At 69.7% G+C, this 12,617-nt stretch carries 11 protein-coding genes; 3 read left to right on the top strand and 8 right to left on the bottom strand.

What is annotated here, in order from left to right; translation table 11 throughout:
* Positions 1–90 precede the first annotated feature (90 nt).
* Positions 91–576 carry a DUF3180 domain-containing protein gene (locus tag QFZ76_RS29075; RefSeq protein WP_266435778.1) on the top strand — a complete coding sequence of 162 codons (486 nt, stop codon included), beginning with the start codon at positions 91–93 and terminating at the stop codon, positions 574–576.
* A gap of 24 nt (positions 577–600) precedes the next feature.
* Here the strand turns inward: QFZ76_RS29075 and folE are convergent, their stop codons facing one another.
* From folE to dacB, 6 genes are all read right to left on the bottom strand, one after another.
* The gene (folE, locus tag QFZ76_RS29070; RefSeq protein WP_266435780.1) at positions 601–1,206 is read right to left on the bottom strand and encodes a GTP cyclohydrolase I FolE; all 606 of its coding nucleotides are present in this window, start codon (positions 1,204–1,206) and stop codon (positions 601–603) included.
* Between the two features lie 149 nt (positions 1,207–1,355).
* The gene (ftsH, locus tag QFZ76_RS29065; RefSeq protein WP_266435783.1) at positions 1,356–3,395 is read right to left on the bottom strand and encodes an ATP-dependent zinc metalloprotease FtsH; all 2,040 of its coding nucleotides are present in this window, start codon (positions 3,393–3,395) and stop codon (positions 1,356–1,358) included.
* 184 nt (positions 3,396–3,579) lie between these two features.
* The gene (gene hpt / locus QFZ76_RS29060) at positions 3,580–4,140 is read right to left on the bottom strand and encodes a hypoxanthine phosphoribosyltransferase (protein ID WP_266435785.1); all 561 of its coding nucleotides are present in this window, start codon (positions 4,138–4,140) and stop codon (positions 3,580–3,582) included.
* Positions 4,141–4,201: 61 nt separating this feature from the next.
* Positions 4,202–5,299 carry a tRNA lysidine(34) synthetase TilS gene (tilS, locus tag QFZ76_RS29055; RefSeq protein WP_307676490.1) on the bottom strand — a complete coding sequence of 366 codons (1,098 nt, stop codon included), beginning with the start codon at positions 5,297–5,299 and terminating at the stop codon, positions 4,202–4,204.
* 191 nt (positions 5,300–5,490) lie between these two features.
* Complete coding sequence (locus tag QFZ76_RS29050) at positions 5,491–6,615, bottom strand: zinc-dependent metalloprotease (protein WP_307676489.1); 1,125 nt, start codon at positions 6,613–6,615, stop codon at positions 5,491–5,493.
* Positions 6,616–6,677: 62 nt separating this feature from the next.
* Positions 6,678–8,261 (bottom strand): D-alanyl-D-alanine carboxypeptidase/D-alanyl-D-alanine-endopeptidase, encoded by a 1,584-nt coding sequence (gene dacB, locus QFZ76_RS29045; RefSeq protein WP_307676488.1) that lies wholly within the window; start codon positions 8,259–8,261, stop codon positions 6,678–6,680.
* A 124-nt stretch (positions 8,262–8,385) separates the two neighbouring features.
* Between dacB and QFZ76_RS29040 the strand changes: the two genes are divergently transcribed.
* Both QFZ76_RS29040 and QFZ76_RS29035 read left to right on the top strand, forming a co-directional pair.
* Positions 8,386–8,877 (top strand): inorganic diphosphatase, encoded by a 492-nt coding sequence (locus QFZ76_RS29040; RefSeq protein ID WP_030599677.1) that lies wholly within the window; start codon positions 8,386–8,388, stop codon positions 8,875–8,877.
* A gap of 103 nt (positions 8,878–8,980) precedes the next feature.
* Positions 8,981–10,687, top strand: a complete 1,707-nt coding sequence (locus tag QFZ76_RS29035; RefSeq protein ID WP_307676487.1) for a threonine/serine exporter ThrE family protein — start codon at positions 8,981–8,983, stop codon at positions 10,685–10,687.
* A gap of 63 nt (positions 10,688–10,750) precedes the next feature.
* Here the strand turns inward: QFZ76_RS29035 and QFZ76_RS29030 are convergent, their stop codons facing one another.
* Together QFZ76_RS29030 and QFZ76_RS29025 are read right to left on the bottom strand one after the other, a co-directional pair.
* Positions 10,751–11,701: a DedA family protein gene (locus QFZ76_RS29030; protein ID WP_307676486.1), complete on the bottom strand. Its 951-nt coding sequence runs from the start codon at positions 11,699–11,701 to the stop codon at positions 10,751–10,753.
* Positions 11,702–11,846: 145 nt separating this feature from the next.
* On the bottom strand, positions 11,847–12,608 hold the full coding sequence (locus tag QFZ76_RS29025; protein ID WP_307676485.1) for a MerR family transcriptional regulator: 762 nt from the start codon (positions 12,606–12,608) through the stop codon (positions 11,847–11,849).
* Positions 12,609–12,617: the final 9 nt, after the last annotated feature.

Genomic DNA, 12,617 nt, shown 5'->3' with positions numbered 1-12,617 from the left:
CGACCCTGGGGCGGCCTAACGAGACGGCCGGACCGGACGGGTCATCACGACCACCGTCCGCGACCACGGCCGGGGAGCTGAAGGGACACCGTGAGAGAGCTGCGCATCAGGTTGCTGGCCGGCGTCTTCGCCGTCGCCGGGATCCTGTCCTGGGCGGGCGCCCGCCTCTGGAACTCGGTCGGGACCCTCCCCAGCGTCCCCCTGGCCGCCCCCATCGTCCTCGCCCTGATCGCCGCGGTCCTGCTGTCCACGGCGCTCTCGATCCGCGCCCGCCTCAAGGCCCAGCGCGAGCGCCGCCCCGAGGCCAAGGGCGTCGACCCGCTGATGGCGGCCCGCGCGGTCGTCTTCGGCCAGGCCAGCGCCCTGGTCGCCGCCCTCGTCTCCGGGATGTACGGCGGCACCGGCGTCTTCCTCCTGGAGTCCCTCGACATCCCCGCCCGCCGAGACCAGGCCATCTACGCCGGCTTCTCGGTCCTCGCGGGCATCGCCGTCATAGCGGCCGCCATCTTCCTGGAGCGCGTCTGCAGGCTCCCGGAGGACGACGACCACAACACGGGGGCGGCTTCGGCGGCCTGACCCGCCGCACGCTCAGGTGGCCGCTCAGCGGGCCATGATGAGGCTCATCGCCTCATTACGGGTGGCGGGGTCACGCAGCTGGCCCCGGACCGCCGACGTTATGGTCTTCGCCCCGGGCTTCCGGACCCCCCGCATCGACATGCACATGTGCTCGCACTCCACGACGACGATCACACCGCGCGGCTCGAGGATCTTCATCAGGGAGTCGGCGATCTGCGTGGTGAGTCGTTCCTGCACCTGAGGCCGGCGGGCATACACATCCACCAGCCGGGCCAGCTTCGACAGTCCCGTGATCTTGCCATCGGTGGACGGGATGTACCCGACATGGGCGACGCCGACGAACGGCACCAGGTGGTGTTCACAGCTGCTCAGGACTTCGATGTCCTTCACGAGCACCATCTCGTCGTGCCCCAGGTCGAACGTCGTCGTCAGCACGTCCTCGGGCTTCTGCCACAGCCCCGCGAAAATCTCCCGGTACGCCCGCGCCACCCGCCCCGGCGTCTCCCGAAGCCCCTCGCGGTCCGGGTCCTCGCCGACCGCGATCAGCAGTTCGCGTACGGCGTTCTCGGCCCGCTTCTCGTCGAAATCGCCGATCGAGCCCTCGCCGTCCAGCGTCACGGGGTCGGTCATCTGGTGCCTCGTTCCTGTGCCTGTCGCGCGTGTGGACCACGCACCTCACTGCGGACATGCAAACGCCGCGCCCCCCAGGCTAGAACCTGGGGGGCGCGGCATCCATTCCGGGCCTGGTGAGGTCACCGTGCCCCGAAGTGTCCGAGGAGTCAGCTCTCCGGACGCTCCTCGGGGGCGGGCTCGGCCACCGGGGCGGGTTCCGCCGCGGTGGACTTCGCGGTGGAGATCGCCGGCGTCGCGCCGTTGGCGCCGTTCGTCAGTGCGAGCTCCCTGGGGGAGAGCACCGGCGGACGGGTGGACGGCGTGCGGCGGGAGGAGCCGGTCCAAGCCGGCCGCGGGGGACGCTTGACGATGGGAGCGAAGATCTCGGCGATCTGCTCCTTGTTCAGCGTCTCCTTCTCCAGCAGCTGGAGCACCAGCTGATCGAGCACGTCGCGGTTCTCGACCAGGATCTCCCAGGCCTCGTTGTGCGCGTTCTCGATGAGCTTCTTGACCTCTTCGTCGACGAGCGCGGCGACCTCTTCCGAGTAGTCACGCGGGTGCGACATCTCACGTCCCAGGAACGGCTCGGTGTTGTCGCCACCGAACTTGATGGCGCCGAGACGCTCCGTCATGCCGTACTGCGTGACCATCGCGCGGGCCGTTGCGGTGGCCTTCTCGATGTCGTTCGCAGCGCCGGTGGTCGGGTCGTGGAAGACCAGTTCCTCGGCCGCGCGGCCGCCCAGCATGTAAGCCAGCTGGTCCAGCATCTCGTTGCGCGTGGTCGAGTACTTGTCCTCGTCCGGCAGGACCATCGTGTAGCCCAGAGCACGGCCTCTCGAGAGGATCGTGATCTTGTGGACCGGATCGGAGTTCGGGGAAGCCGCCGCGACCAGGGCGTGGCCGCCCTCGTGGTACGCGGTGATCTTCTTTTCCTTGTCCGACATGATCCGGGTCCGCTTCTGCGGGCCCGCCACAACACGGTCGATGGCCTCGTCCAGCATGTGGTTGTCGATGAGCTTCAGGTCGCTGCGCGCCGTCAGGAGCGCCGCTTCGTTCAGCACGTTCGCCAGGTCCGCGCCGGTGAAACCGGGGGTGCGGCGGGCGACGGCCGACAGGTCGACGTCCGGCGCGACCGGCTTGCCCTTCTGGTGGACCTTGAGGATCTCCAGACGGCCCTGCATGTCCGGACGGTCGACCGCGATCTGGCGGTCGAAGCGGCCGGGACGCAGCAGTGCCGGGTCGAGGATGTCCGGCCGGTTCGTCGCGGCGATGAGGATCACACCGCCCTTGACGTCGAAGCCGTCCATCTCGACGAGCAGCTGGTTCAGCGTCTGCTCGCGCTCGTCGTGACCACCGCCGAGGCCGGCGCCGCGATGGCGGCCGACCGCGTCGATCTCGTCGACGAAGACGATCGCCGGAGCGTTCGCCTTGGCCTGCTCGAACAGGTCACGCACTCGGGAGGCACCGACACCGACAAACATCTCGACGAAGTCGGAACCGGAGATCGAGTAGAACGGCACGCCGGCCTCGCCCGCGACAGCACGCGCGAGCAGGGTCTTGCCGGTGCCGGGAGGGCCGTACAGCAGTACGCCCTTGGGGATCTTCGCCCCGACGGCTTGGAACTTCGCCGGTTCCTGCAGGAACTCCTTGATCTCGTGGAGCTCCTCGACGGCCTCGTCCGAGCCCGCGACGTCCGAGAACGTCGTCTTCGGGGTGTCCTTGGTGATGAGTTTCGCCTTGGACTTCCCGAAGTTCATGACTCGGGAGCCGCCACCCTGCATCTGATTCATCAGGAACAGGAAGACGACCACGATGAGGACGAAGGGGAGCAGGGAGAGCAGGATCCCGACGAAAGCGTTCTGCTTCGTCGGCGAGACGGTGTAACCGTCCGGGATCTGCTTGTCCTGGTACTTGTTCTGCAAGGTGCCGGCGAGGGTCGCACCCTGGTCGCCGATGTAGCTCGCCTGGATCTTCGAGCTGCCCTCGACCTTTACGCCGTCCTTGAGCTGGACCTTGACGGTCTGCTCGTCGCCGGTGGTCAGCTTGGCTGATTCGACCTTGTTGTCATTGATCGCCTGGATCACCTGGCCGGTGTCCACCGTCTTGTAGCCACCGGACGAGCCGACGACCTGCATCAACACGACCACGGCAAGGACGGCCAGCACGATCCACATGACCGGCCCACGGAAGTATCGCTTCACGTCCATCCATACGGAGCGGTGCCGCCCCGTCCCTCCTGCCATAGTGAGTTTGATAAGACAGTTCTTCTGACGGTACCCCAGCATTGTGGACCGAAGCCGCACAGGACAGCCGGTGAACCCGTCTGCATGCTCCAACGGCGCGAAACCCGCTGGGGTTCCCGATCGTCTTACAGGGCTTGGGCTGTCTGGCTCAGCCGCCGTAGACGTGGGGCGCGAGCGTACCGACGAACGGGAGGTTGCGGTACTTCTCGGCGTAGTCGAGGCCGTAACCGACGACGAACTCGTTCGGGATGTCGAAGCCGACCCACTGGACGTCGATGGCGACCTTGGCGGCCTCGGGCTTGCGCAGCAGAGTGCACACCTTGAGGGATGCGGGCTCGCGCGAGCCGAGGTTGGAGATCAGCCAGGACAGGGTCAGTCCGGAGTCGATGATGTCCTCGACGATCAGGACGTGCTTGCCCTTGATGTCGGTGTCGAGGTCCTTGAGGATCCGCACCACGCCGGAGGACTGGGTGCCCGCGCCGTACGACGACACAGCCATCCAGTCCATGGTGACGGGGGTGGACAGCGCCCGGGCGAGGTCCGCCATGACCATCACCGCGCCCTTGAGGACGCCGACGATCAGCAGATCCTTGCCCGCGTACTCCGCGTCGATCTTCGCGGCGAGCTCCGTGAGCTTCGCGTCGATCTCTTCCTTGGTGATGAGCACCGACTTGAGGTCGGCACCCATGTCTTTCGCGTCCACCCGCATCACTTTCGGTCGTCCAACCGGCTGCCCTGCCCCTCGCCGAGGTGCACGGAGAGGCCGGGATTCAGCCTTGCCGAATCACCAGTCTGCCACCCTGCCGCTGGGCCACGACCTTGCCCGGGAGATTGATGGCTCCCTGGCCGCGCCAGCCGGTGATCAGCCGGTCGACTTCCTCGATGTGACGCGCGAACAACGAGCCCGCCGGGGCGCCGGCCTCAATGGCGGCGCGGCGCAGGATGCGACGGCGTACGGCGGGCGGCAGGGCGTAGAGCTTGGCGCACTCCAGCAGCCCTGCGGCGTCCCGGACGGCGGCCTCGGCCTGACCGGCCCAGGCGTCGAGGGCGTCGGCGTCGTCGCGGGAGAGCTGGGCCGTACGGGCGAGGGCCTCCACGACGCCTTTGCCGAGCGCCTTCTCCAGCGCGGGCAGGCCCTCGTGGCGCAGCCGGGAGCGGGTGTACGCCGGGTCTGCGTTGTGCGGGTCGTCCCAGACAGGCAGGGACTGGACCATGCAGGCCTTGCGGGCGGTCTGCCGGTCGAGCTGGAGGAAGGGGCGGCGGTAACGGCGGGCGGCCCCCGGACCCCCGGAAACAGCGGCCATTCCGGACAGGGAGCGGATGCCGGAGCCGCGGGCGAGACCCAGCAGGACGGTCTCGGCCTGGTCGTCGCGCGTGTGGCCGAGGAGGACGGCGAGGGCGCCATGGCGTTCGGCGGCCGCGTCGAGGGCGGCGTAGCGGGCGTCACGGGCGGCCGCCTCGGGTCCGCCTTCGCGGCCGACGGCCACGGCGGTGGACTCGACCGGGTCGAGGCCGAGTTCGCGCAGCCGCAGGACGACCTCGTCGGCGCGCAGGTCGGAGCCGGGCTGCAGGCCGTGGTCGACGGTGATACCACCGGCGCGGAGGCCGAGCTTGGGGGCTTCGAAGGCGAGGGCCGAGGCGAGGGCCATGGAGTCGGCGCCGCCGGAGCACGCCACGAGCACGAGCGGCGACTGCGCGCGCTCGTGCGGGGGGTCGTCAAAGGCGCCGGGGTCTCCGGTCGTACGACTCTCGGTCGTACTGCTCTCGGTCGTACGACCGGCCGTCGTACGGCTGTGCTCGGTGAGGATGTCGTGGAGGACGCGGCGGACCGCCAGGCGTATCGCCGCGACCGCAGGATGGGGACCCATGTCCGGTTCCCTTCATGAAGTTTTCGGGGGTGAGCCCGGGTTCGGTCACTCAGAGTGTGTAGATGGTGACAGAACCGGGCCGTTCCCCGAGCATTGCACGCCTACCCATCGCTCACGGTCCCTCGGACGGGTGATTGGAGGGGCGTTCGCCTGCCGTCGGCCGGATTCGCTTCATGACCTCGGCGCACTGTTCACGACTCGGCCTTGCGATGCACCCGCGCGACCCAGTCCGCCGGTTTGGCGATCTCCGTCTTCGTCGGGAGGGTGTTCGGGGACGTCCACACGCGGTTGAAGCCGTCCATGCCGACCTGGTCGACAACGGACCGTACGAAGCGTTCGCCGTCGCGGTACTGCCGGAGCTTGGCGTCCAGCCCGAGCAGCTTGCGCAGGGCCATGTCCAGTCGGGAGGCCCCCTTGGCGCGACGCTGCTGGAACTTCTCGCGGATCTCGGCGACCGTCGGCACGACGTCCGGACCGACCCCGTCCATCACGAAGTCGGCGTGTCCCTCCAGCAGGGACATCACGGCGGTGAGGCGGCCGAGGATCTCCCGCTGCGCGGGCGTCTGCACGATCTCCACGATGGACCTGCCGCCCTCGTCCTCCTCGCCCTCGGGGCGCCCGCCGGCCAGCGACTGGGCGGCCTCCCGGACGCGTTCCAGGACGGTCATGGGGTCGACCTCGGTCTCCCCCAGGAACGACTGGATTTCGCCCTGCAGGTGGTCCCGCAGCCAGGGCACGGCCGTGAACTGCGTCCGGTGCGTCTCCTCGTGCAGGCACACCCACAGGCGGAAGTCGTGCGGCTGTACGTCGAGTTCGCGCTCCACGTGCACGATGTTCGGGGCGACGAGGAGCAGACGGCCGCCGCCGTTCGCCCCCGCCGGGAGTTCGCGGGTGGCCGGGGCGAAGGTCTCGTACTGGCCGAGGACCCGCGAGGACAGGAAGGACAGCAGCATCCCCAGCTCGACGCCCGTCACCTTGCCGCCGACGGCGCCGAGGACCGCGCCGCCGGGGGTACTGCCGCGCCGTTCCTGCATCTTGTCCAGCAGCGGCTTCAGCAGCTCCCGGAAGCCGGCGACGTTCGCCCGGACCCAGCCCGGTCGGTCGACGACGAGGACCGGGGTGTCATGAGTGTCTTCCGTCCCCAAACGAGTGAAGCCCCGGACGTGTCCCTCCGAGGCCTTGGCATGCCGACGCAGCTCCGCGACGACGGCCCTGGCCTCGTCACGGCTCACGTCGGGGCCCGGCCGTACGAGCCGGGTCGCGGTCGCGACCGCGAGATTCCAGTCGACCATCTCGGCACCACCGATGCTCGTCATGCGTCAACCGTACGTGAGCGCTACCGCTTGGGGCAGAGCCGCGCGAGGTTGACGGAACCGCGTTACCTGCAACCGCACGCCGCCAGAGCCGTCGCGGTCCTGTCCAGCGCCGACTGCGCCGCCGCCGGGTCGGTCGTGTTCGACGTGAGGAACGCGAAGGCCAGCAGGTGGCCGTCCTGGTCCACCACCGTTCCCGCCAGCGTGTTCACGCCGGTCAAGGTGCCCGTCTTCGCTCGTACGATCCCTGCCGCGCCGTCCGTGTAACGGCTGGTCAGGGTGCCCGTGAAGCCGGCCACCGGGAGGCCGGTGAGGGCGGGGCGGAGTTCCGGGCGGGTGGGGTCGCCGGCCTTCACCAGAAGGGCCGTCAGGAGGTCCGCCGTGAGCCTGTCGTCGCGGTCGAGGCCGCTGCCGTCCTTGAAGGCGGCGCCCGACGCGGGCAGTCCGAGTTTCTTCAGCTGGGTGCCGATGGCCCGGCCGGCGCCGCCGAAGTCGGCGCGTTTGCCGGTCGCGACGGCCGTCTGGCGGGCGAGGGCCTCGGCGATGTCGTTGTCGCTGTTGGTGAGCATGCGTTCGACGAGGGCGGAGAGCGGCGGCGAGGAGACCGTGGCGAGGGACTCGGCGCGGCCGGTGGCCTTGGAGGGGCCGGGGGACGTCGTCTTGATGCCGTTGTCCTCGAGGAAGGCGGCGAACTTTCGGGTCGCGTCCGCCGCCGGGTCCGGCACGCGTGGCGCGGGGCCGCTCGCGGAGTCGTCCGTGCGGGCCTCGTCGGCCATCAGGGCGGTGACGAGGGCGAGGTTGTCGTTGACTCCGATGGGATGACGTTCCGGACCGGCGTACAGGGTGGTGTCGTACGAGAGCGTGACCTGGTTGATGTCGCGCTTCTTCAGGGCGGCGGCGGTGTCGTCGGCGAGGGTGCGCAGGCTCGCCCAGCCCTCGGCGTCCTTCCGGGCGGTGAGGGTGGGGTCGCCGCCGCCGACGAGGACGAGTTCGTCGGTGTCGGGTTCGAGGGCGGCGCGGGTGGTGAGGCGGTGGTCGGCGCCCAGGGCGGAGAGGGCGGCGACGGCGGTGGCGATCTTGGTGGTGGAGGCGGGGGTCAGGGCCTCGTCGACGCCCGTGCCGTAGAGCCGCTTGCCGGTGGCGACGTCGACGACCGCCGCCGTGGAGCGGGCACCGAGCGCCGGATCCCTCAGGAGGGGGGTCAGAACCTCGGCGAGGGCCGGGCCGGTCGGGGCCCTCTTGACGCCGTTCGTGGCACCGCCGAGGCCGGCGAGCACGGAGGCGGCGCTGGGGGCGGGCCGGGGCGCCCCGCCCGCCGAACCGGACGAGCCGTCGTGATCTGCGCCACCCGTTCGCTCCTGGGCGACCGCCCGGTCGCGCTCCGCCGTACGCTGACCGGTGGAGTCCCAGGGGCCCGCGGCGGTCACCACTGCGGCGGCCAGCGCCAGTCCGGCGGTGGCGGCGCCCGCGGTGTACTGCCAGGTCTTCGGTGTCTTCGGCCTCGTGATCCGCGCGACCTGCGGCTTCGCGGCCCGCGTGATCCGCGCTACCCGCGGCTTCGCGGCCGTCGCGGCGCGCGCGAGACGTGGCCGTACGGCGTCCGCGGCCTGTGCCAGACGCGGTCGTACGGCGTTCGCGACCCGCGTCACATGCGGTCTCGCGGCCCGCCAAGGCCTCCGCTCTGGCACGACCACCAGCCCCTTTCGCGATCACACACCTGCGTGAGGGACACTTAACCACCAGAACTATGTGCTGATCATGGAGGAGCCACCGGTGGAGTTCGACGTCACGATCGAGATTCCGAAGGGTTCGCGGAACAAGTACGAGGTGGACCACGAGACCGGTCGGATCCGCCTGGACCGTCGCCTCTTCACCTCGACCAGTTACCCGGCCGACTACGGCTTCGTCGAGAACACTCTCGGCGAGGACGGAGACCCGCTGGACGCCCTGGTCATCCTGGACGAGCCGACCTTCCCGGGCTGCCTCATCCAGTGCCGCGCGATCGGCATGTTCCGTATGACGGACGAGGCCGGCGGCGACGACAAGCTGCTGTGCGTCCCGGCGCACGACCCGCGCGTGGAGCACCTGCGGGACATCCACCACGTGTCGGAGTTCGACCGTCTGGAGATCCAGCACTTCTTCGAGGTCTACAAGGACCTGGAGCCCGGCAAGTCGGTCGAGGGCGCCGACTGGGTGGGCCGCACCGAGGCCGAGGCCGAGATCGAGCGGTCGTACAAGCGCTTCAAGGACCAGGGCGGTCACTGAGCCTGCTGTTGCGAAGGGGCCGCACGCGTGCGCGTGCGGCCCCTTCGCGTATGTGTGCGCATACTGAGGCTTGCTGCACGTGTCGTACAGGGAGCGCTACGGAGTGAGGGACGCGGAGGACCGCAAGCCGCGGTCGGACGAGGCCAGGAGCAGGTTTGCCACTCCCACCGCGGTCGCCGGGGATGCGGCCGATTCCGCCACGACGTCGGAGTTCGCGGTTCCCGAGGGCCTGGCCGTGCCCGGGGGCGTCGCCACGGAGTCCGAGACGACGTCGGAGTTCGCCGTCCCCAAGGGGCTCGGCGTGCCGCAGACGCCCGTGGCGGAGTCCGAGGGGTCGGCGTTCAGCCCGCCGCGCACCTACAGCGCCCAGGACGCTCCGGCCGCGTTCACTCCCGCGGCCGGCATCCCCCTGATCAGCCTCACCAAGAACGCGCCCTGGCAGGACCGGATGCGCACGATGCTGCGGATGCCGGTGGCCGAGCGGCCCGCTCCGGAGCCCTTGCAGAAGGTCGAGGAGGAGGGCCCGGCCGTTCCGCGGGTGCTCGACCTGACGCTGCGTATCGGCGAGCTGCTGCTGGCCGGTGGTGAGGGTGCGGAGGACGTGGAGGCGGCGATGTTCGCGGTCTGCCGCTCCTACGGCCTGGACCGTTGCGAGCCGAACGTCACCTTCACCCTGCTGTCGATCTCGTACCAGCCGTCCCTGGTGGAGGACCCGGTGACGGCCTCCCGGACGGTCCGCCGCCGCGGCACCGACTACACGCGCCTGGCGGCCGTGTTCCGGCTGGTCGACGACCTCAGCGACCCGGACACGGCGATCTCCCTGGAGGAGGCGTACCGGCGGCTCGCGGAGATCCGGCGCAACCGGCACCCGTATCCCGGCTGGGTGCTGACCACCGCGAGCGGGCTGCTGGCGGGTGCGGCCTCCGTGCTCGTCGGCGGTGACTACATCGTCTTCGTCGCGGCCGCGCTCGGCGCGATGCTCGGCGACCGGCTGGCGTGGCTGTGTGCGGGGCGTGGGCTGCCGGAGTTCTACCAGTTCACCGTGGCCGCGATGCCGCCGGCCGCGATAGGGATCGCGCTGACCCTCGCGCATGTGGACGTGAAGGCCTCCGCGGTCGTCACCGGTGGACTGTTCGCCCTGCTGCCCGGGCGGGCGCTGGTGGCGGGCGTCCAGGACGGTCTGACCGGCTTCTACATCACCGCCTCCGCGCGCCTGCTCGAGGTCATGTACCTCTTCGTCGGCATTGTCGTCGGCGTGCTGATCATGCTCTACGTGGGCGTGCAGCTCGGCGCCAGCCTCAACCCGGACGCCGCCCTGGGCATCGGCAAGGATCCGCTGTGGCAGATCGGCGCGTCGATGCTGCTGTCCCTGACCTTCGCGGTGCTGCTCCAGCAGGAACGGTCCACCGTGCTGGCGGTGACGCTCAACGGCGGGGTCGCCTGGTCGGTGTACGGCGCGATGCACTACACGGGGGAGCTCTCGCCGGTCGCTTCCACTGCGGTGGCGGCGGGGCTGGTCGGTCTGTTCGGCCAGATGCTGTCCCGGTACCGGTTCGCCTCCGCGCTGCCCTATACGACCGCGGCGATCGGGCCCCTCCTGCCGGGTTCCGCGACGTACTTCGGGCTGTTGTCCATCGCGCAGAACCAGGTCGACGAGGGGCTGGTGTCGCTGTCCAAGGCGGCGGCGCTCGCGATGGCCATCGCCATCGGGGTCAATCTCGGGTCGGAGATCTCGCGGCTGTTCCTGCGGTTGCCGGGAGCGGGGAGTGCGGCGGGGCGGCGGGCCGCGAAGCGGACGCGCGGGTTCTGAACGCCGGGTGCCCACGAGCCTCGGGGCCGACAGCGACATGGCCCCGATCCCCTTGGCCGCCTGTCAGTAACCCTGGTTGTAGGGGTCCTGCTGGTTGTTGCCCTGCTGTGCGCCGTACTGGTCCTGTCCGTAGCCCTGCGGGTACTGCTGGGAGCCCTGCGGGTACTGCGGGGCGTACGGCTGTTGCTGTTGCTGTTGCGGCTGCGAGGGCTGGCCGTAGTACTGGTCGTAGCCGTACTGCTGCCGGCCCTGGTCGCCCTGCTGGTGGCCCTGCTGGCTCTGGTTCCCCTGGTCGCCGTACGGCTGGTCCGTCGGGGGGATGCGGCGGAGTTGGGTCGTCGCGTCGTCCATGGCCGGGGGCTGGTAGGCGGCGGCCGGGGCCTGCGCAGCGGCGCGCTTCTTCTTGGAGCGTTCGCGGAGGTACTCGATGGCGATCGGGACCACGGAGACGATCACGATCAGGATGAGGATCGCCTCGACGTTCGTCTTGATGAAGTCGATCTGGCCGAGCCAGTAGCCGGCGAGGGTGACGCCGGTGCCCCAGGCGACGCCGCCGATGATGTTGTACGTGAGGAAGGTGCGGTACTGCATGCGGCCGGCACCCGCCACGATGGGGGCGAAGGTGCGCACGATCGGTACGAAGCGGGCGAGGACGATCGCCTTGGGGCCGTACTTCTCCATGAACTCGTGGGCCTTCTCCAGGTTCTCCTGTTTGAAGAGCTTGGAGTTGGGGCGGCTGAACAGCCTCGGGCCGAAGAACTTGCCGATCATGTAGCCCACCTGGTCGCCGATGACGGCGGCGAGCACGATCAGCGTGCAGACCAGCCACAGGGGCTGGGTGATGTAGTTCCCCTCAGCCACGAAGAGCCCCGCGGTGAACAGCAGCGAGTCGCCGGGCAGGAACGCGAAGAGACCGGACTCGGCGAAGACGATCAGCAGGATGCCGGGCAGGCTGAAGGTCTCGATGAGGTAGTCGGGGCTGAGCCACTCGGGGCCGAGCGCGAGCGTGGTCACGGGATTGTGGCTCCTGCTGGTGGGGGACGGGCTGAGGCTGGCTGCCCAAAAGTATCAACGCAGCTGTCGTGGCCCAGGTTCCATGGGCGTCCCCAGGATGCACTGTGGTCCGCCTGGGACAAAGCTGTGCACCCTGGGCCAGGGGTTACGAGGTGCGGCGGCTCGCGTTCGCCTTGATCGCATCCCTGAGGTGTTCGGCGAGGCCCGGGCGCATGGAGTCGTAGAACGCCTTGAAGCGCTCGTCCGAGACGTACATCTCGCCGAGGCCCTGGTGGATTTCGTACGAGCATTCGTAGAACCACCCGCAGATGTGCTGCCGGTGTTCCTCGGCCAGGTCCATCGCCGCCTGGCCGGTCGGCGGTTCGTCGGCGGCCATCAGGGCGTTGTAGCGCTCGCTCCAGTCGTTGACCTCGGCCTGCATGCGCTGCCAGTCGTCCTTGGTGTAGCGCGCGGCGCGGCGCTGTGTCTCGGCGTACGCCTCCGTGTCGCCCCAGCGCTGTTCGGCTTCCTCGGCGTACTGCTCGGGGTCCTTGTCGCCGAAGACCTCGAACTTTTCCTGCGGTGTGAGGTTCATGCCCATCGTGCGTGCCTCCATGGCGTGTTCCACGGCCGCCGCCATCTTCTGCAGCTTCTCGATCCGGGCGGTCAGCAGGTCGTGCTGGCGGCGCAGGTGCGCGCGCGGGTCCGCGGCCGGGTCGTCGAGCAGGGCGGCGACCTCCTCGAGCGGGAAGCCGAGCTCCCGGTAGAACAGGATCTGCTGCAGCCGGTCGAGGTCGGTGTCGCTGTAGCGCCGGTGGCCCGCGTGGCTGCGCTCGCTCGGGACGAGCAGGCCGATGTCGTCGTAGTGGTGCAGCGTGCGCACCGTCACTCCGGCGAAACCGGCGACCTGTCCCACGGAATAGCTCACTTCGTCCGC

The organism is Streptomyces sp. V4I2 (genome assembly GCF_030817655.1).
Classification (GTDB): domain Bacteria; phylum Actinomycetota; class Actinomycetes; order Streptomycetales; family Streptomycetaceae; genus Streptomyces; species Streptomyces plumbiresistens.
Note: the sequence above shows the minus strand (reverse complement) of the source record. Positions and strands in the feature narration are given on the sequence as shown.